Genomic DNA, 19,603 nt, shown 5'->3' with positions numbered 1-19,603 from the left:
CGGGCCGTGCGGTGATGCCCCTCTAGCGCGGGTCGCTGCGCGCGACGACCCGGTGCATGACCTCGAGCAGGAGGGAGCCGATCGCGCTCGCTCCCACGGCAACCAGAATGAGCTCGAGCGGGGCGGCACCGAGCTGCAGGAAGTCGACGGCGGCCGGGATCGCGAACACCACACCGAGCCCCGCGTAGGCCGCGACGACGACGAGGCTCGTGATCCACGTGAAGGGTCGCGAGAGGATCACGAGCACCCACAGCGCCGTGAGGGTGAGGGTGATGACGGCCGCCGTCTGCACGACGGGCGGGGCGTAGCCGTCGAGGTAGGCGTAGGCGACGACGGAGATGAGCGTGCCGCCCACGACGAGGCCGGAGGGGATGCAGAACCGCGCGGCCCGGCGCAGGAACCCCGGGCGGTAGCGCTGGATGTTCGGCAGCAGCGCGAGCACGAGCGCGGGCAGGCCGATCGTGAGCCCGTCGACGATCGACAGCTGCCGCGGCAGGAACGGGAAGGGCCACAGGAGCGCCCCGAACACGACGGCGAAGAGGATCGCGTAGGTCGTCTTGGAGAGGAAGAGCTTCGCGAGCCGCTCGACGTTCGCGATGACCTGCCGACCCTCCGCCACGACGCGCGGCAAGCGGCTGAACTGGCCGTCGAGTAGCACGAGGCGGGCGACCGCGCGCGTCGCGGCGGCTCCCGACCCCATCGCGATGCCCAGGTCGGCGTGCTTGAGCGCGAGCGCGTCATTGACGCCGTCGCCCGTCATCGCGACCGTGTGCCCGAGTCGCTGCAGCGAGAGCACCATGGCCTTCTTCTGCTCGGGCGTCACGCGGCCGAAGACGCGGTGCTCGGCCATGATGGCGTCGAGCGCTGCGTCCTCCTCCGGCAACTGTCTCGCGTCGTACCCGGGGCCCTCATGATGGATGCCCGCCTCCCGCGCGACCGCCGCCACGGTGCGCGGGTCGTCACCCGAGATGACGCACAGCTCGACCTCCTGCTCGCGAAAGTAGCCGAGCGTCTCGTGGGCGTCGTCGCGCACCTTCTCGCGGAACGACACGAGGGCGACTGCCGCGAGGTCGGCGGGCAGGTCGGGCTCGGGCGGCCGCTCGCCCTCGGGCGCCTCGACGGGAGGGTCGAGAATCGCGTCGGTGCGGGCGAGCACGACGGTGCGCTCGCCGGCCGTCGCGCGCTCGTCGAACCGTGCGAGAGCATCCGCCGCATCAGGAACGTCGGCGAGGACGATGTCGGGGGCCCCGAGCACCCACGTGCCGCGGGCCGGGCCGTCGGCGAAGGAGACCGCGCTCCACTTGCGGCGGCTCGAGAACTCGATCGCGCGCACCGGCTGCTCGGTCGGCGGCGCGGTGAAGCGCTCGACGAGCGCACGGGTGGTCGCGTTGGCGTCGCGGTCGGCGCCCATCCAGGCGAGCACGGCCCGCGCTTCCTGCGCGAGGTCGGCCGCTCTGAGCGGCTCCACCCCGTCGAGCACCATACGGCCCTCGGTGAGGGTGCCCGTCTTGTCGAGGCACAGCATGTCGACGCGCGCGAGGCCCTCAACGGCGGCGAGCTCCTGCACGAGCACCTCGTGCTGGGCGAGCTTGACCGCCCCGACGGCGAGCGCGACGCTCGTCATGAAAACTAGCCCCTGCGGGATCATTGCGATGAGGCTCGCCGTCGCCGCGACCGCGGCCTCGCGCCACGCGCCCGATTCGATCGCGACCGCCCAGCCGCCCGCCGCCTGCATCTGGCCGTTGACGACGATCGCGCCGACCGGCAGCAGCAGCACGGTGATCCAGCGGATGATGCGCGCGATGCCGCCGCGCAGCTCGCTGCGCACGAGCGAGAACTGCTTCGCCTCGGCCGTGATGCGGGCGGCGTAGGAGTCGCCGCCGACGCGGATCACGCGCGCGAGCCCGCTGCCGGCGACGACCGTCGAGCCCGACATGAGCTCGCGCCCGGGGCCGGAGACGACGGGGTCGGCCTCGCCCGTGAGCAGCGACTCGTCGACGTCGAGCCCGTGCGCCTCGAGCACCTCGGCGTCAGCCGTGACCTGGTCGCCCGCAGCGAGCACGAGGATGTCGTTGAGCACGACCTCCGCGACCGGCACCTCGTGCACGGCGCTCTCGGGGTCGCTTCCGCTGCGCAGCACTCGAGCGCGCGGCGCGTTGAGCACCGCGAGCCTGCTGAGGGTGATCTTGGCGCGGAACTCCTGCGCCACCCCGATGACGACGTTGGCGATGACGAAGAGCCCGAAGACGGCGTCCTGCCAGTAGCCGAGCACGAGCAGCAGCGCGAACGCGCCGCCGACGATGAGGTTGAACAGCGTGAACAGGTTCGCCTGCATGATGCGCCAGAACGAGCGCCCCGTGCTGCTCGGCATGGCGTTGCTCTGGCCGCGTTCGAGGCGCTCGCGCACCTCCGCCGCGCCGAGCCCCTGCACGGTCAGCCGCCGACGAGGGGGCCGAAGTGCTCGGGCAGCGTGCCGCGGCGCGCTGCCGCGAGGTCGGCGTGGCTCAGCGTGAAGCGGTCCTGGATCTCGAGGCCGTCGACCTCGCCGTCGGTCACGCCGACGCGCAGCACCGGCACGTCGCGGCCCGCGCACAGGCCGCGGAACTTCACGTCGTCCTCGCGGGCCACCGACACGAGCACGCGGGCGGTGGACTCCGCGAGGAGTGCGGCGAGAGCATCCACGTCATCGCGCTCCATGAGCTCGGTGATCCAGACGCGCGCGCCGACACCGAAGCGCAGCACGCTCTCGGCGAGGGTTGCGAGCAGTCCGCCGTCGGAGAGGTCGTGGGCGCTCGTCACGAGAGCCTCCTCCGCGGCCGCGGCGAGCAGTCCGCCGAGGTTGCGCTCGGCGGCGAGGTCGACGCGCGGCGGCAGCCCGCCCAGGTGATCGTGGATCGTGCCCGCCCACGCCGAGCCGTCGAGCTCGTCGCGCGTGACGCCGAGCAGGTAGAGGTTCTCGCCCTCGTCCTGCCAGCCCGAGGGCAGGCGGCGGTCGACGTGGTCGATGACGCCCATGACGGCGACGACGGGGGTCGGGTGGATGGGCACGTCGCCGGTCTGGTTGTAGAAGGAGACGTTGCCCCCCGTGACCGGGATGCCCAGCTCGAGGCACGCGTCGGCGAGACCCGTCACGGCCTGCTGGAACTGCCACATGACGGCCGGGTTCTCGGGACTGCCGAAGTTGAGGCAGTCGCTCACCGCGCGCGGCACGGCGCCGGTCGCCGCCACGTTGCGGTACGCCTCGGCGAGGGCGAGCTGCGCGCCAGCGTAGGGGTCGAGCTGGCAGTAGCGGCCGTTCGCGTCGGTCGCGAGCGCGACACCCAGCCCGGTCTCCTCGTCGATGCGGATCATGCCCGCGTCGTCGGGAGTCGCGAGGGCCGTGTTGCCCATGACGTAGTAGTCGTACTGGTCGGTGATCCAGCTCGTGTCGGCCAGGTTCGGGGCGCCGAGGACGCGCAGCGCCTGGGCGCGCAGCTCGGTGTCGTCGGCCGGCCGGGGCAGGGCCGAGGCGCTGTCGGCCTGCAGGGCGTCCTGCCACTCGGGGCGGGCGAGGGGGCGCTCGTACACGGGGCTGTCGATCGCGACCGTCTTCGGGTCGACGTCGACGATCTTCTGGCCCTTCCAGTGGATGACGAGCCGACCCGTGTCGGTGACCTCGCCGAGGACGCTCGTCTCGACATCCCACTTCGCCGTCACGGCGAGGAACGCCTCGAGCTTGTCGGGGTGCACGATCGCCATCATGCGCTCCTGGCTCTCCGACATGAGGATCTCCTCGGCCGTGAGCGTGGGGTCGCGCAGCAGCACGGCGTCGAGGTCGACCACCATGCCGCCGTCGCCGTTCGCCGCGAGCTCGCTCGTCGCGCACGAGATGCCGGCGGCGCCCAGATCCTGGATGCCCTCCACGAGCTCGCCGCGATACAGCTCGAGGCAGCACTCGATGAGCACCTTCTCGGCGAACGGGTCGCCCACCTGAACGGCGGGCCGCTTCGTGGGCCCGCCCTCGCTGAAGCTGTCGCTCGCGAGGATGCTCGCGCCGCCGATGCCGTCGCCGCCCGTGCGCGCGCCGAAGAGCACGACCTTGTTGCCGACGCCGCGCGCATTCGCGAGGTGCAGGTCCTCGTGCCGGAGCGCCCCGACGGCGAGCGCATTGACGAGCGGGTTCGCCTGGTACACGGCATCGAAGTACGTCTCGCCTCCGATGTTGGGCAGCCCGAGGCTGTTGCCGTAGTGGCTGATGCCGCTCACGACACCGGGCACGACGCGAGCCGTGTCAGCGTGGTCGATGGCGCCGAAGCGCAGAGCATCCATGACCGCGACCGGGCGGGCGCCCATCGAGATGATGTCGCGCACGATGCCGCCGACGCCCGTCGCCGCACCCTGGTACGGCTCGATGTAGCTCGGGTGGTTGTGACTCTCGATCTTGAACGTGACCGCCCAGCCCTCGCCGATGTCGACGACTCCCGCGTTCTCGCCCATGCCGACCATGAGGTGGGTCTTCATCTCGTCGGAGACCTTCTCGCCGAACTGGCGCAAGTGCACCTTGCTCGACTTGTACGAGCAGTGCTCGCTCCACATGACCGAGTACATGGCGAGCTCGCCGCTCGTGGGGCGGCGACCGAGCAGGTCGCGGATCGCCTGGTACTCGTCCGGCTTGAGGCCGAGAGCCTCGAACGGCTGCACCTTCTCCGGGGTCGCGGCGGCGTTGTCGACGGTGTCTGCTGAAACGCTGTCGGGTGCAGGGCTCTGCGTGGGGGTCGTCACGCACTCCAGCCTATCGGCGGGCCTAGGCTGGTTCTGCTCCTGTCGGAGCCCCGCACACCCAGCCCCAGCCCCCCGAACTCAGGAGTACCATGAGTGCCAGAGCCATCTGGATGTACGTGATGATCGCCGTGCTCGTCTTCGTCGGCGCGATGCTCCTCGGGGCCGCTCTCAACCAGTAGGTGCGGCGGGCTGCAGCGGACGCGGTCGGGTACTGCGCCGTCAACCGTCGCGGGCGGGCATGCTTGCCGCAGCGTCGTGAGTGCGATTGCTCTCGCTGTACGTCGGCTCGTCGGATGGCGGGCTGAATCCGACTCCTTCCACGATCGCCCTAATGCGCTCGGCAGGCAGCTTCGGAATCCGCTGCGCGTCTGCAAGACCATTCGTCTCCTGCGCCGTATCGGTCAACTGGGTATAGCACCAGCCTGCGAGCCCGTGGCTCTCGTGCGCAGCAGCGAAGAGTCCCACCAAGTGCTCCTCGAGGTGATAGTGAGATTCGACAAGGCGGTATCCCCACCCGTCGCGGCCGGGCGGGTCGATGCTCACGCCGCCGAACTCGCTGAGGACCACGGGCGCCGCAGCAGTGTGGGCACGTTCGTCGTGCGTTCCGATCAGCAGGCGGCGGCCATTGGAGGCGATTCCGTCGATGCTGCGCTGCACAGCGTCGCGGTCCTGGTAGGAGGCGAGCAGTCGTGCGGCCTCATTCTCGTAGTCGTGGATAGTGAGCAGATCTGAGCGCGTGTGCTCCCACCCATCATTGGAGACGACGAGTCGTGTCGGATCGAGCGCTTTCGTCAGATGGTAGAGCGCCCTCACGAGGTCCTGCTGCGGCACTTCTGTTGCGACGTGCTGCACTCCCCAACTCTCATTGAACGGCACCCAGACCACGACGCTGGGGTGGGAGCTGTCGCGGCGAACAACCTCGGTCCATTCGGCGACAATGCGCGCGGACGATGTGGTCGAGAACTCGTACGTGCTCGGCATCTCTTCCCACACGAGAAGACCGAGCCGGTCGGCCCAGTAGAGGAACCGGGGATCCTCGATCTTCTGGTGCATCCGCACGGTGGTGAAGCCGAGGCTCTTGATCAGCTCGACCTCAGCACGCAGTGCCTCGGGCCCGGGCGCGGCGAGATGAGACTCCGCCCAGTAGCCCTGCGCCAGCACGGCGCGCACGTCGTAGGGGCGGTCGTTCAAGAGGAACGATCCACCCTCGGTGCCGACATCGCGAATACCGAAATACGAGCCGACAGCGTCCGGATCATCGCCGACGACCGAGAGTTCCAGCACCGCATCGACGAGTGTCGGACTCTCGGGCGACCACAGATAGTCACTGAGCGATTGGCCATTGCGGAGAACGCTGATCGGCACGACGACGTCGGTTCGTGGTTCGGTGAGACGCACGGAGTGGTCGGCCAGGGCCGTATCGCCGACCGAGAGGTTGAGCTGTAGCCGAGTCTCGGACTTCGGCCGCTCCGCGAGCTCGATGCTGAGTGTCGCGGACGCACCCGCCACGTTCGCGCGCCAGGAGAGGTGCGCGATGTGCTGGCGGGGCACTGACTCGAGCCACACCGGTTGCCAGATCCCGCTCGTGCGGTCGTACCAGACGACGTGCCGCTTCTCCTCCCAGTCCTGCTTGCCGCGGGGCTGCGCGAGATCCTGAGGGTCGTCCTCGACACGTACGACGATGTCGAATCCGGCTTGGCCATCGGGCACCTCGACGGTGAACGGGGTGTGCCCGCCCTCGTGCGAGGCCACGTGCATACCCGAGATCCAGATGTCGGCGCGATAGTCGACCGCGCCGAAGTGCAGGAGCAGTCGTCGACCAGGTCGATGGTCGGTGGAGTCGATGTCGACCGCCTTCACGGTGCGGCGATACCAGAGAACACGATGGAAGCCGAGGTCGCCGATGCCCGAGGCGGGGGACTCGGGCGGAAACGGAACCACTATCGAGCGAGTGAATGGCTCGGTCAGAGTCATCCACCCGTGCTCGCGCCCCTCGTCGTTGTCGTCGATCGCGAAGCCCCAGGGGCCGTCGAGCGGCGACCAGCCGCCTCGGACCAGTTGCGGCCTCGGGTACGAACCATCCTGGCCGCTTGCTCGACTAGAGGGAGTTTCATGCATGGAAGCACGATATGTGAATCTTGCAGCGCTGTAAAGCGGTGCCTCAGCTGGTGGAGCGTTCGACGATCGAATGAGGCACGATGCGGTGGCGGCCCACCCCGGCATAGCCAGCCATGCGCTCCTCGAGAAGTTCGAAGGCCATCGCGGCGAGTCCGCGCTTATCCGGTGCTACCGAGGACAGCGCCGGCGTACTGTACCGTGCGATCGCGGTGTCGTCCCAGCCGAGCACCGACACGTCCTCGGGCACGCGGAGGCCCCCCAGCGACAGCCCTCTCAGCGCGGCCATCGCGAACAGGTCGTCGCGACAGAGCACAGCATCGAACGTGATGCCGGCGTCGATCGCGGCAGAGATCGCCCGCACCCCGTCGTCGAGGGAGAATCCCTCGCTGGTCAGCACGAGACGCGGGTCGAGCTCGACACCCGCGGCGATGAGGGCCTCTTGATACCCGAGAAGACGCAAATGGGTCGATTCCGTGATGTCTCCTCGCACATCGGCGAGGAAGGCGACTCTGCGGCGGCCCCCGCGCATGAGCGTCTCCACGCCATCGCGGGCGGCCCGGGTGTTGTCGATCATCACGTGGTCGGTATTGATGGGTCTCGCTGCTTCGCCGAGCAGCACGAGCGGGGTCCCGGGGCGAAGACGGGCGATTTCGAGAGTGTCGATGCGAGCGGGGTGGAAGATGACTCCGTCCACGAGCCCCTCCTCTCGGTCGCGGATGACCGCACGCTCGGCCTCGATGTCACTCAGTGTCTGCTCGACCAGGATCCGGTAGCCGTGCCTACCGGCTTCTTCGCCGATGTGCCGCGCCATCTCGGCGAAGTAGAACTGATCCATCTCCGGGATCGCGAGAGCGATCATCCCGGTCTTGCCCGTGGCCAGTCGCCGCGCCGTCAGGTTGGGGCGGTAGCCGAGTTCGTCGATCGCGGCCTGCACCCGATCACGCATCACCGCGGAGACGTGCTCATAGTCGTGGATGACGTTGGAGACGGTCTTCATCGAGACGCCCGCGAGATCCGCGACGTCCTTCAATCGGACGCGACCGGCCGATCTGCCCGAACTCATGGATGCATCGTAACCCGGCCGAAGCCACGACCCACGAGCGCGTTGACATTTACAGCGCTATAGATTAGCGTCCACATTCAACTGAGCTACCCCCACTGATCGACGATGATCGGCTAACCCACGTTCACTGCGACGAGGCCGGGGCTGCTCCTGGCATCAGGAGAGAGACATGAAGAAACGCAACGCTTCAGTGGCCGTCTTCACGGCGGTCGCGATTCTGCTGAGCGGATGCAGCTCCGCTCCGTCCGAGGGGGGTGACAACACCATCACCTTCATGGGGTGGGGGTCCGACACCGAGATCGCCGTCTTCAACGACATGATCGCGCAATTCGAGGACCAGTATCCCGACGTGACGGTCGACTACATCACCGTGCCCGCGGGCGACTTCCAGACGAGACTTCAGACCATGATCGCAAGCAACAACGCGCCCGACGTGTTCTACCTCGCCCCCGAGAATGTCATGCCCTTCGTCGACGGAGGCATCATCGCCGACCTCAGCGAGTACATCGACGAGAGCGAGCTGTTCGATCCCGACAACGTCTGGGACAACGCGCTCGACATGTATCGCTATGACGGCACGACGCCCGGTGTGGGCGCCAGCTACGGGCTGCCCAAGGACATCGGCCCCTTCGCGCTTGCCTACAACAAGGATCTCTTCGACGCGGCCGGCATCACGGCTCCGGATCCCGAGAATCCGTGGACGTGGGAGGAGTTCGTGGCAGCGGCGACAGCGCTGACCAGCGGCTCCGGCGACGACAAGGTCTACGGCTCCGCTCCGTACTCTCTCGAGTCGGCAGTGTGGTCGAACGGTGCCGACTGGCTCAATTCGGACTACACCGAAGTGACCGTCACCGACCCCGCGTTCGTCGAGGCACTGCAGTGGGTGGCCGATCTCAGCCTGGTCGAAGGCGTGGTGCCGACGAGCGAGGAGGAGAGCTCCCTCCCAAGCTTCCAGCGGTTCATGGAAGGGAATGTCGCCATGATGGGTGTCGGGCCCTGGAACCAGGGAGGGTTCTGGGCCGACGCCGACTTCGCATGGGACCTCATGCCGTGGCCCGTGAGCCCGGCGACCGGGGAGCGCGCGGTCTGGTACGGGGGCATCGGCTATGCGGTCTCGGAGAAGAGCGATGACAAGGAAGCCGCGTCGAACCTGGCGGCGTTCCTGGCCTTCAACGAGGACGCGCAGCGGACCAACATGGAGCAGGGGCAGGCGATTCCGAACCTCATCGACATGACGAACGAGGAGTACCTCCCCTCCGACAAGCTCCCGGAGAACAAGCAGGAGTTCATCCGAATCATCCAGGATTATGGTCGTCGCGCCACCCAGACGTACACCTACAACAGCGAGTGGTTCGGGTTGTTCAACTCCAACCTGGCGAGCGTGTGGACCGGCGAGATGACCGCTGCTGAGTATGCCGAATCTGTCGCGGGCGAAATGCAGGAACTGCTCGATCAGGGCATCGCCGAGCAAGCAGAGTAGTTCCAGGTCGACACCCGGGGTGCGTGGCTCACTAGAGTCACGCACCCCGCCCCGAGAAGGGATCTCGCAGATGAAGACGAAGCGGCGCTCGCAGGACATGCGGCGACAAGAGCGCCTCTGGGGCCTCCTCTTCGTCGCGCCGATCAGCCTGCAGATCGTCCTGTTCTGCGTCGTGCCGATCGGCATCGCGATCGTTGTCGCTTTCACCAATTGGAACGTCATCAAGGGCACCTACGACTTCATCGGCATCGACAACTTCGTCGAATTCCTGACCGACAAGAAGTTCTGGGTAGCGGCCGGCAACACGGTCTACATGCTGATTCCGATTCCGTTCTACCTCTTCTTCGGGATTCTGTTCGCCCTCGGCAGTCATCGCGGCACCCCCGGAAGCACGGTCTTCCGGGTCCTGTTCTTCCTGCCATACATATCGTCGATCGTCGCGCTCGTCGTCATGTGGAGATGGCTGTTCAACTACCAGTACGGGCTCGTCAATCAGACGCTCATGGCCTGGTTCGGCATCCAGGGCCCCGACTGGCTCGGAGATCCGGCCTGGATCAAGGCGACGATCGTCATCATGATCGTGTGGAAGATGATCGGGATCGCTTCGATCTACATTCTCGCCGCTCTCAAGAACATCCCCGAGGTCTACTACGAGGCTGCGCGCCTAGACGGGGCGTCCTCGGTCCGAATGTTCTTCCGGATCACTCTTCCCATGTTGTCGCCCGCGATCTTCTTCCTGACCATCATCGGGATCATCGGCTCCCTGCAGACCTTCGTCGAGGTGCAGCTCTTCACCTCCGACGGCGGACGCAACTACAGTGCTGCGACGATCACGTACTACATCTGGCAGAAGGCCTTCGTCTCCAACGATCTGGGGCTCGCCTTCGCGACCGCCTTCTTCTTCGCGCTCGTCATCCTCGGCGCGACGCTCATCCAGTTCCGGCTGTCCCGCCGCTGGGTCTACGAGGGAGAGTAACGATGGCAAGAACCAACGCAGGGGTGCGCCGCACCGGGACCTCGGTCGCCTTCGTGCTCATGTTCGCCGGCGCCGTGACCATGGTGCTGCCATTCCTGTGGATGCTCTCGACCTCCCTCAAGCAGTCGAACCTCGTCTTCGGCGCACCCGAGTGGATCCCCGACCCGGTGGACTGGGCGAACTACGCGGAGGTCTGGGACGCCGCGCCCCTCGCGACTGGCCTGCTGAACAGCGTCATCGTGACCGTCGTCGTCGTGGTCCTGGGCGTCTTCTCGTCGACCATGGCGGCGTTCGCCTTCGCGAAGCTCGACTTCCCGCACAAGCGCACGATCTTCGTCGTACTGCTGTCGACGATCATGATCCCGCTCGTGGTCATGATCCTCCCGCAGTTCCTCGTCTTCGCTCAGATCGGGTGGACGGACACGCTGCTCCCGCTCATCGTCTCCGGCCTCCTGCTCACCAACGCGACGATGATCTTCTTCTTGCGCCAGTACATGTTCGGTATCGCGACCGAGCTGCTCGAGGCGGCCAAGCTCGATGGCGCGGGATACCTCCGCATCTACTGGAGCATCTTCTTGCCGCTGTGCAAGCCGGCCATCGCCGCGAACGTGATCATCGTGTTCATGACCACCTGGAACGACTACCTTGGCCCCCTCATCTTCACGAGCTCGCCCGACAAGTCGACGGTTCAGCTTGTCATCGCCTCGCTCAACGCCTACCACGCAGAGCAAACCGACTATCCGCTCATCATGGCGGCGTCGATCATCGCTGTGCTGCCGGTCGTGATCCTCTTCATCGCGGCGCAGAAGTACTTCGTCGACTCCTTCGCGTTCAGCGGGATCAAGGGGTAGTGATGCACCTCTACCACAACCCCATCAAGCGCGCGGGTGACTTCGCCGACCCCTTCGTGCTGCGGCACGATGGTCGCTACTACCTGTACTGCACCAACCCCGACGTCCGGTGCTGGAGCTCGAGCGATCTGCTCGACTGGCAGCTCGAGGGGCCGACGATCGCGAATGACGTGTTTCCTGGCCTTGTCCCCTTCGCACCCGAAGTCGTCTACGCCGACGGCTGGTTCTACATGTACACGTCGCCGTCCGGTCATGGTCATGTCGTCTTGAGATCCGACTCGCCGACGGGGCCATTCGTTCCGATCTCCGGGAATGTAGCGCACGCGATCGATGGAAATGTGCTCATCGACGACGACGGCACGTGGTACTTCTACTGGGCGGGTGACGAGGGCATCTGGGGGTGCGTGATGCCGTCGCCGACCGAGTTCGGCGAGGCCGTGTTCACGGGCATCCACATGAACGGGTGGACGGAGGGTCCGTTCGTTGCGAAACGAAACGGCGTGTACCACATGACGCTGACGGGCAATCACTATCTCAGTCTCGGCTACCGAATCGATGCCGCGTGGAGTGCCGACCCGCTCCGGGGGTACGTGCCTGATCCGCTCAACCCGATTCTGATCAGCACGGACGGACCGACGGTCGGCCTCGGTCACAGCAGCAGTGTGACGGGTCCCGACCTGGTGTCGACCTATCTCATCTACCACGACATCAAGCCCGATGCGTCGCGCGATCTCGACATCGATCGACAAGTGTGGAACGGGAGAGCACTTCAAGTCCTGGGCCCGACCACCTCGGCGCCTGCCCCGGCCGCGCCCGACGTGAGTTGCGATTGGAGTGCCGGCGGTGCGGCCGCCTGGACGGTCGCGGTAGGCGAGCTCGTCGCGCGCGACGGTGCGGGGGTGCTCTCCGGCGAGAACGCGTGCGCGAGGTGGGATGCGAGCACCGGTGAAGTATTCACTGCCGAGCTGAACCTCAAGGGCGACTCTGGGCACGATCACGGCATTGTGATCGGTGAACGCCGCATCTCGCTGCCCAGCGATCGCGCGTCCGGCGCGCTGCACCGCTGGTCGGTCGAGGCGGACGACGGTCTGCGCGTGCTCGTGGACGGGCGGTTCGTCGCTTCGCTCCCGCGCGGCGAGGCGAGGCACGTCGGAGTCTTCGCGGAGTCCGGATCATTGCGCATCGGTCACGCGGCGCTGACACGTACCGTCGCAACCCGCGCCGATCGCGCGGCGCCCAAGCCCGTTCCTGGCCGCTTCTGGGCCACCTTTGGCGAGGGGGCCCAGATAGTTCCCGCGGGCGAGAGCGACTACGAGACCGTCCGCTTCGCGCCTGGCGCCACGCTCGACTACGAGCTACACGTCCAAAGTCGGGGCACGCACCGTGTCTACCTCGCGGGCGAGTTTTCGGACGGCGACGAGCTCGCGCTCGCGGCTGGCGGACCGGAGCAGGCCGTGCGTCCGTGTGGCGGCCTTGCCGCGGCGACAGTCGAGCTCGAAGAGGGCGCTCGATTGCGCCTGCGCGGCGTGCGGGGGGCGCCTCTGCTCACGCTCATCACCGTCGCGCCTGTGCCCGCAGACGGCTCGCTCATCGTCTCCGGCGAAGTGCTCGAGGGCGTGGGCAAGCGTCTCCTTGACGAAGGGTTCTGGGAGGACTTCGACCTCGCGGCGACGCTCTCGGTCTCCTTCCACGACGGCAACTCCCACGCAGACTTGCTTCTGCGCGCATCCCAGCTCGCCGAGGGCGGCGAGGGCAACGACACGCACCTCGGCATCGACTTCCTGCTCGGCTACTCTGTTCAACTCCATCGTGACCGCGTCGTGTTCGCCCGGCACGCGTATGACGAGCACGTGCTCGCCACTCACCCGATCTCGATCGATCCCGCGGGGTCCCACTCCGTACGCCTCCGCGCCCGCGGAGGAGCCATCTCGGTCGAACTCGACGGCCGGACACTCTTCGACGTGCACGACGTACTGCCGTACCCGGCAGGCCACGTCGGATTTCGCACGTCGAACGCCCGACTGCATGTCGAGCTACTCGAGCTCTCGGCAGAAGGGCAACCACCATCAAGTAGTTAAGGAGTGAGGACCAATGATCAGTTCCATCACGCACTCGCGTCTCAGACCGCTCACCATAGCGGGCTTGCTCGTAGCGATCCTTCTTGTTCTTCAAGGCGCAATCGGCGTCTCCCCGGCATCCGCGTCACCGGGCGGTATTGTTTCGGCCCCGACGACCTCGACCATGAACAACGACTATCCGCGCATCATTCGGCTCGAGGAGAGCGCCGACCCGAGTAGGCACGGAGACCTGCTCGCGATGTACAGCATCAACGACACGGGCGTGCGTACGCATTCCGTCATCAAGCGCAGCACAGACGGCGGTCAGACCTGGAACCAAGTCAGCACGCTCTACTCACCCACACCCGGTTGGGGCATCTATTTCGGCTCGATGTACGAGCTCCCCGTCGCGACCGGCGGTCTCGCGGCAGGCACGATCATCGCCGCCGGCAACGCGTGGGACAACGCCAACTGGGGCTTTCAGGAAGTGCAAACCTTCGTGAGCACCGACTACGGCGTGACCTGGACCCAGCGCGGGAATTGCGCGACCAAATCCGGCTCACCGAGCGCCGTCGCGACGGGTCTCTGGGAGCCCGAGATCATCCTCAACGCAGACGGGAAGCTCGCGTGCCACTTCTCCGACGAGCGGTTGCGGTCCTCGGGCTACTACCAGAAGCTCGTCATGGCCACGTCGTCAGACGGCGGTGCGACCTGGGGCGGCCAGGTCGACACTGTCGCAATTGGCGACAGTAGCTCGCGTCCCGGTATGCCTGTCGTGCGCAAGCTGGGCAACGGCGACTACGCGCTTGCCTATGAACTGTGCCGCGACTCAGTGGGCAACGCTGACCAGACTTGCCGCGTCTACCTCAAGATCTCGGCGGACGGCGCCTCATGGGGCACCCCCTCGAGCCTCGGGACTCTCGTGCAGACGGGCGACGGTCGCCAGCTCCTGCATACGCCGGGACTCGCCTGGACCCCGGCGGGCGGTCCGGATGGCACGCTCATCATGGCTGGCCAGCGGGTGGTGACGGGCTCCGATGGTCCCACGACAGTCGTGCAACCCGAGTCCGGCCGCGTTGTCTTTGTCAACACGGCGAACGGTGCCGGGTCGTGGGATGCGGTTTCGGCACCCGTGACAATAGATCCGACCGGCGACTACAACAACGGACCGGGGAAGCACTGCGCGAATTACAGTCCGAGCCTGCTGCCGACGGCGTCCGGTTCGGCCGTCATGATGGTCACGCCACGTTTCGTCTCAGGATCGAACACGCGCTGCGACGTGCGGTTCGGCATCGGTCCGATCGGCACGCTTCCGCTGTACGCTCCTTTCGACTCCGGGAACGACTCCGGGTGGTCGACATACGGCGGAAACTGGTCGGTCGGCGGCGGCGTGTACTCCCAAGCGGGAGGCTCCGCGGGGCCCAAGTCCTTAGTGGGCTCGACCGGCTGGAGCGATGTCACGGTCACGACCGATCTACGACTCGACAGCGCCGGGCAAGCGGGTGTGCTGCTGCGTACGACAGAGCCCGATGTCGGAGCGGACAGCCATGACGGCTACTACATCGGCGTCGAGTCGAACAACACACTGTTCATCGGCAAGCAGACCTACGGGTGGACCGGGTTGGCCTCGACAGCCGTCTCGGGCGGCGTCAGTACCGGTGCGTGGTACACCCTGCAGGCGAGCGTGGTTGGATGCACGATCACGGCCGTGTTGAAGCGCGAGAACGCAACCGCGACGACGACCGCGACAGCGACCGACCCCGGATGCCTAGCTGCTGGGCAGGCCGGGGTGCGCAGCCACCTAACCTCGGCCTCGTTCCGCAACTTCCAGGTGACTCCCGCCGCGGCCTCCACGGCGACGACCTACAGCGACAGCTGGGCATCGGGAGCCTCGAGCGGTTGGACGTCACACGGCGGCACCTGGTCGACTGTCGCACTGAGCGGTACCCAGCAGCAGACGGCTAGTGGGTCCAATGGACCGAAGTACGTGTCGCCGGTGTCGGGCAATGCATACACCGTGTCTTCGGACGTAAGGATCACGAGTCTGAGCGCTCCGAGTGGGAACGGTGGGGTCATGGCGCGCGTGAACTCCCCAGGGACGGGACCGGATGCCTACCTTGGCTACTTTGCGGGAATCGACGGTAGTACCGGACAACTCTCGCTTGGTCGCGCGAACACCGGCACGTGGACTCCACTCGCGAACTCCAGCGTGCCCGGCGGCGTTGCGCTCGACACCTGGTACCACGTGACCTTGCGCGCGACTGGATGCTCGATCAGCGCGACTGCCCAACGTACGTCCTCGTGGGACCAGGCGACGGTGGGCATCGTCGACGGTGGGTGCCCCGCATCTGGTTCGACCGGCATAAGGGGGATGTTGGCTACGACCGACTTCAGGGAGTACTCCGTCACTAGAGGGTGAACCCGCACGGCGTGACTTGAGGACCTTGGACCCCGGTTCGTGAGATCCGGGGTCCAAGGCGTGCGTCGACTCGAGGCCGAGAAGGGGCGCCCCACGTCAGCTGGCAATGATCGACGTGACCAGACCAGCCACCTTCCTGATGGATGATCCGAGCTCTCGACTTCAGGACTTGGGCACGGGCGGGCCGATGATCAGCAGGACCGTGAAGAGCACGACGACCGCGAGCAGGATGAGTGCCGCCAAGAGATACGGGTGGTTGAGCATCCAGCGCACCAGCCGGTCGAACCAGCGCGCGTCGCGCGGGTCGTCGGTCGCCTCGCGACGCCAGTCGCCCTCGAGCTTGCCCGTGCGGTGCGCCCAGACGTCGAAGGGGATCGTCGCGTAGGGGATGACGGCCGTGACGACGGCGAGCAGGCCGAGGCGCACGCTCCAGCGCTGGTTGATGGCGGTGAGGATCGCGGTCGCCCCGTAGGCGAGGAACACGAAACCGTGGATGCTGCCGCCGATCGTCACCGCGATCGCGAGGTCGCTCGTGGCGCGGAGGATGAGGCCCGTGATGAGGAGGGTCCACGTGATCGCCTCGGCGATCGCGACGATGCGGTACAGCTTCTTCGGGGTGAGGCCGGGGATCGTTGAAGAGGGGGAGGTCACGGTTCCATTCCACCACCTTGTGCTGGTGCGCGGGGTGTGCAAGCATCTCGAACCACAACTCAACGGCTCTGTCATGGCTCTCGTGCAACCGCGTCGCAGCGAGCAACTCTTCCGCTGGTGCGATTGCACCCTTTTCCCGAGGTGACCAATGACTTCTTCTCTGCCGTCCCACGCCGATGACTTCGAGCGCATGACCGCTGCGCTCACGACGGCGGTGCGCGGGCATCCGGCCCTCGTCGGCCTCGCCCTGCTCGGTTCCAGCTCGAACGATGCCGCGTCGCGGCGGGACGAGTGGTCGGATCACGACTTCTTCGCGATCGCCGGCTCCGGAGCGGCGGCCATCGCGCGCCAGGACCTCGCGTGGCTACCGGATCAGGAGCGCCTCGTGCTGACGGCACGAGAAGGCGACCTGGGATTCGTCGCGGTGTACGCAGACGGACACGTGCTCGAGTTCGCCGTCGCCGAGCCGACCGAACTGGCCGGTGCGCTCGCCGAAGAGGCGACCGTCACGGTCGACGATGCAGACGGTTCCGTGGCGCGAGTGATCGCGGAATCGCAGTCGCGGGCGGCACGCGTGCCCGTCACCGACGTGCTCGACGACGCACAGCTCGTGCTCGTGAAGCTGCTCATCGGCACCGGTCGGCTTCGACGCGGCGAGACGATCAACGGCGGGCAGTTCATCCGGCAGTGGGCGGTAAAGCACCTGGTGCAGGCACTGCGGGCGCGCGCCGTCGACAGAGGACTCGCCAAAGCGGCGGGCATCGATTCCACGCGGCGCTTCGAGGCAGACTTTCCCGAGGTTGCCGCAGACATCGAAGCAGCGATCGCGCAGCCGGCCGAACGAGCGGCGAAGAGCCTCTTCGATCTGACTCGCCGCGTGCTCGAGCCGGGATGGGAGGATTTTCCGACGGCGGCGGCTGACGCGATCGCCCGTCGACTCGGCTGGTGAGCGCGGCGCGCTGCAGCTAGCTCAGCACGCTCTGGTGCAGGACGCTCGTGAAGAAGGTCAGCCCGTCGATGCCCGAGCGCATCGCGGCGGGAGTGTCGGGGCCGAAGCCCGGCTCGACCGCGTGCTCGGGGTGCGGCATGAGGCCGACGACGTTGCCGCGCTCGTTGCGCAGGCCCGCGATGTCGCGCAGCGAGCCGTTCGGGTTCACGTCGAGGTAGCGGAAGGCGACGAGGCCCTCGCCCTCGAGGCGGTCGAGCGTCTCCTCGTCGGCGATGAAGCCGCCCTCGCCGTTCTTGAGCGGGATCGTGATCTCCTCGCCCTGCTCGAAACCGCTCGTCCACGCCGAGTCGGTGCTCTCGACGCGCAGCCGCTGGTCGCGGCGGATGAAGTCGCCATGATCGTTGCGCACGAGCCCGCCCGGCAGCAGGTGGGTCTCCACGAGGATCTGGAAGCCGTTGCAGATGCCGAGCACGGGCATCCCGCTGTTCGCCGCATCGATCACCTCCGCCATGATCGGAGAGTTCGCCGCGATCGCGCCGCACCGCAAGTAGTCGCCGTAGCTGAAGCCGCCCGGCAGCACGATCGCGTCCACACCCATGAGGTCGTGCGTGCCGTGCCACAGCGCGACAGGCTCGGCGCCCGCCAGGCGGATCGCGCGCATCGCATCGCGGTCGTCGAGGGAGCCGGGGAAGGTGATGACCCCGACGCGCATCAGTGCGTCTCTCCTGCAGGGCTCTCGTCGAGGATCTCCACCGACAGCACGGTCTCGATGACCGAGTTCGACAGCATGTCGGCGGCGACCTTCTCGATGCCCTTCAGCAGCTCGTCGTCGACCGTGTCGACCGTGAGCTCGAAGCGCTTGCCGATGCGCACATCCGTCACGTGGTCGTGGCCGAGACGGTGCAGGGCACCCGCGACGGCCTTGCCAGCCGGGTCGAGAAGCTCGGGCTTGGGCATGACCTCGACGACGATCGTGGGCACAGAAGGCTCCCTGCATGAGGCGGGTGGGGTTGAGAGCGAGTCTACCGGCGTGGTTACCCTGGAAGGCACGACCACCCCGCCCGCCCCGAGCCGCTCGCGCTAGAGAAGAAGGAGTCGCCATGCCCGACTGGAACCTCGACATCGACTGGCCGGTGCTCGCCGACGTGGGAATCGCGCTGCTCGTCGCGCTCGTCGCCGTCATCCTCGTCGTCGGCCTCATCTCCCTCATCGTGCGGCTCATCGCCCGACGGTGGGCCGGGGTCTACGCGACGTTCGGGCCGTCGCGGCGGCGGTTCCGCATCCTGCTCCTCACCCTCGCCGTGTGGATCGCGCTCGCCATCGCGCTGCCCGCCGACTACTGGCTCGATGTCTACACGCGGGTCTTCGTCATCCTGACGATCGCCGCCGGCGCCTGGTTCATCTCCGCCGTCGTGCGACTCTTCTTCGACCGCATCCTCCTGCGCTACGAAGCCACCGGAGTCACCGGCCCCGACAACCGGGTAGCCCGTCGCATGCAGACGCAGATCACCATCCTGCGGCGCCTCGCCGCCGCCCTCATCGTCATCCTCGCCGTCGCCGCCATCCTCCTCACCTTCCCGGGTGCGCAGGCCGCCGGTGCGAGCCTGCTCGCCTCCGCCGGGCTCGTGAGCGTCGTCGCCGGCCTCGCCGCGCAGTCGAGCCTCGCCAACCTCTTCGCCGGCATGCAGCTCGCCTTCAGCGACGCGCTGCGCATCGACGACGTCGTCATCGCCGACGGGGAGTACGGCCGTGTCGAGGAGATCACCCTCACCTACGTCGTCGTCAACACGTGGGACCAGCGCCGACTCGTGCTGCCCTCCACGTACTTCACGACGACGCCCTTCCAGAACTGGACGCGCGAGAGCTCAGAGCTGCTCGGCACCGTCTACCTCGACGTCGACTGGACGGTGAGCCCCGCCGCGGTGCGCCAGGAGCTCGACCGCATCCTCGCGGAGACCGACATGTGGGACGGCCGTTCCTCAGGCGTCATCGTCACCGACGCGACCGGCGGCTTCGTGCAGATTCGTGCCCTCGTGAGCGCAGCCGACGCCGGCACCCTGTGGGATCTGCGCTGCCTCGTGCGCGAGAAGCTCGTGCAGTGGGTGCACGACCAGCGACCCGAGATCCTGCCCCGCAGCCGCGTCACCTCCCGCAACCAGAGCATCGAGCGCGCCGAGTCGCGACGAGCGCTCGCCGACGGCACGGAGCACGCCGACGAGGACGACGCGGCGTCGGCGCTCGCCGCCGGCGACGGCATCGGCACAGCCGACTCGTAGGG

General features: G+C 67.2%; 14 protein-coding genes. 7 read left to right on the top strand and 7 right to left on the bottom strand.

Going from position 1 to position 19,603, the window contains the following annotated elements; genetic code table 11:
- Nucleotides 1–22: 22 nt before the first annotated feature.
- From HUJ41_RS12035 to HUJ41_RS12020, 4 genes are all read right to left on the bottom strand, one after another.
- A complete protein-coding gene (locus HUJ41_RS12035; RefSeq protein WP_246299247.1) occupies nt 23–2,431 on the bottom strand; it encodes an HAD-IC family P-type ATPase in 2,409 nt (802 codons plus the stop codon).
- Nucleotides 2,432–2,433: 2 nt separating this feature from the next.
- Nucleotides 2,434–4,761, bottom strand: a complete 2,328-nt coding sequence (purL, locus tag HUJ41_RS12030) for a phosphoribosylformylglycinamidine synthase subunit PurL (protein ID WP_179872742.1) — start codon at nt 4,759–4,761, stop codon at nt 2,434–2,436.
- A gap of 219 nt (nt 4,762–4,980) precedes the next feature.
- On the bottom strand, nt 4,981–6,702 hold the full coding sequence (locus HUJ41_RS12025) for a glycoside hydrolase family 2 TIM barrel-domain containing protein (protein ID WP_246299246.1): 1,722 nt from the start codon (nt 6,700–6,702) through the stop codon (nt 4,981–4,983).
- Between the two features lie 220 nt (nt 6,703–6,922).
- Complete coding sequence (locus HUJ41_RS12020; protein ID WP_179872740.1) at nt 6,923–7,942, bottom strand: LacI family DNA-binding transcriptional regulator; 1,020 nt, start codon at nt 7,940–7,942, stop codon at nt 6,923–6,925.
- A 169-nt stretch (nt 7,943–8,111) separates the two neighbouring features.
- Between HUJ41_RS12020 and HUJ41_RS12015 the strand changes: the two genes are divergently transcribed.
- The 5 genes from HUJ41_RS12015 to HUJ41_RS11995 all read left to right on the top strand — a co-directional run bounded on the left by HUJ41_RS12015 (nt 8,112) and on the right by HUJ41_RS11995 (nt 15,725).
- Nucleotides 8,112–9,422, top strand: a complete 1,311-nt coding sequence (locus HUJ41_RS12015) for an ABC transporter substrate-binding protein (RefSeq protein WP_179872739.1) — start codon at nt 8,112–8,114, stop codon at nt 9,420–9,422.
- 70 nt (nt 9,423–9,492) lie between these two features.
- On the top strand, nt 9,493–10,398 hold the full coding sequence (locus tag HUJ41_RS12010) for a carbohydrate ABC transporter permease (RefSeq protein ID WP_179872738.1): 906 nt from the start codon (nt 9,493–9,495) through the stop codon (nt 10,396–10,398).
- Between the two features lie 2 nt (nt 10,399–10,400).
- Nucleotides 10,401–11,249 (top strand): carbohydrate ABC transporter permease, encoded by an 849-nt coding sequence (locus tag HUJ41_RS12005; RefSeq protein ID WP_179872737.1) that lies wholly within the window; start codon nt 10,401–10,403, stop codon nt 11,247–11,249.
- Between the two features lie 2 nt (nt 11,250–11,251).
- Entirely contained in the window at nt 11,252–13,327 is a 2,076-nt protein-coding gene (locus HUJ41_RS12000) for a glycoside hydrolase family 43 protein (protein WP_179872736.1), read from the top strand.
- Between the two features lie 163 nt (nt 13,328–13,490).
- Entirely contained in the window at nt 13,491–15,725 is a 2,235-nt protein-coding gene (locus HUJ41_RS11995; RefSeq protein WP_179872735.1) for a 3-keto-alpha-glucoside-1,2-lyase-like domain-containing protein, read from the top strand.
- 162 nt (nt 15,726–15,887) lie between these two features.
- On the opposite strand, the gene HUJ41_RS11990 is transcribed toward HUJ41_RS11995, so the two are convergent.
- Complete coding sequence (locus tag HUJ41_RS11990) at nt 15,888–16,376, bottom strand: DUF3817 domain-containing protein (protein WP_246299245.1); 489 nt, start codon at nt 16,374–16,376, stop codon at nt 15,888–15,890.
- A 190-nt stretch (nt 16,377–16,566) separates the two neighbouring features.
- On the opposite strand from HUJ41_RS11990, the gene HUJ41_RS11985 reads away from it, so the two are divergent.
- Complete coding sequence (locus HUJ41_RS11985) at nt 16,567–17,325, top strand: hypothetical protein (RefSeq protein WP_179872733.1); 759 nt, start codon at nt 16,567–16,569, stop codon at nt 17,323–17,325.
- Between the two features lie 16 nt (nt 17,326–17,341).
- Here the strand turns inward: HUJ41_RS11985 and purQ are convergent, their stop codons facing one another.
- Together purQ and purS are read right to left on the bottom strand one after the other, a co-directional pair.
- Nucleotides 17,342–18,037, bottom strand: a complete 696-nt coding sequence (gene purQ, locus HUJ41_RS11980) for a phosphoribosylformylglycinamidine synthase subunit PurQ (protein ID WP_179872732.1) — start codon at nt 18,035–18,037, stop codon at nt 17,342–17,344.
- Nucleotides 18,037–18,306 carry a phosphoribosylformylglycinamidine synthase subunit PurS gene (gene purS, locus HUJ41_RS11975; RefSeq protein WP_179872731.1) on the bottom strand — a complete coding sequence of 90 codons (270 nt, stop codon included), beginning with the start codon at nt 18,304–18,306 and terminating at the stop codon, nt 18,037–18,039. Before purS ends, purQ begins: the two co-directional genes overlap by 1 nt.
- A 119-nt stretch (nt 18,307–18,425) precedes the next feature.
- Between purS and HUJ41_RS11970 the strand changes: the two genes are divergently transcribed.
- A complete protein-coding gene (locus tag HUJ41_RS11970; RefSeq protein ID WP_179872730.1) occupies nt 18,426–19,601 on the top strand; it encodes a mechanosensitive ion channel family protein in 1,176 nt (391 codons plus the stop codon).
- The last annotated feature ends 2 nt before the right edge of the window (nt 19,602–19,603 follow it).

Source organism: Microcella indica (assembly GCF_013414345.1).
GTDB lineage: Bacteria > Actinomycetota > Actinomycetes > Actinomycetales > Microbacteriaceae > Microcella > Microcella indica.
The sequence above is the reverse complement of the archived record's forward strand: the minus strand, read 5'-3'. Positions and strand labels throughout refer to the sequence as shown.

Coding starts and splice junctions, on each gene's coding strand:
- HUJ41_RS12020 (WP_179872740.1), bottom strand. CDS start 7,942: ATGAGTTCGGGCAGATCGGCCGGTCGCGTCCGATTGAAGGACGTCGCG.
- HUJ41_RS12015 (WP_179872739.1), top strand. CDS start 8,112: ATGAAGAAACGCAACGCTTCAGTGGCCGTCTTCACGGCGGTCGCGATT.
- HUJ41_RS12010 (WP_179872738.1), top strand. CDS start 9,493: ATGAAGACGAAGCGGCGCTCGCAGGACATGCGGCGACAAGAGCGCCTC.
- HUJ41_RS12005 (WP_179872737.1), top strand. CDS start 10,401: ATGGCAAGAACCAACGCAGGGGTGCGCCGCACCGGGACCTCGGTCGCC.
- HUJ41_RS12000 (WP_179872736.1), top strand. CDS start 11,252: ATGCACCTCTACCACAACCCCATCAAGCGCGCGGGTGACTTCGCCGAC.
- HUJ41_RS11995 (WP_179872735.1), top strand. CDS start 13,491: ATGAACAACGACTATCCGCGCATCATTCGGCTCGAGGAGAGCGCCGAC.
- HUJ41_RS11985 (WP_179872733.1), top strand. CDS start 16,567: ATGACCGCTGCGCTCACGACGGCGGTGCGCGGGCATCCGGCCCTCGTC.
- purQ (WP_179872732.1), bottom strand. CDS start 18,037: ATGCGCGTCGGGGTCATCACCTTCCCCGGCTCCCTCGACGACCGCGAT.
- HUJ41_RS11970 (WP_179872730.1), top strand. CDS start 18,426: ATGCCCGACTGGAACCTCGACATCGACTGGCCGGTGCTCGCCGACGTG.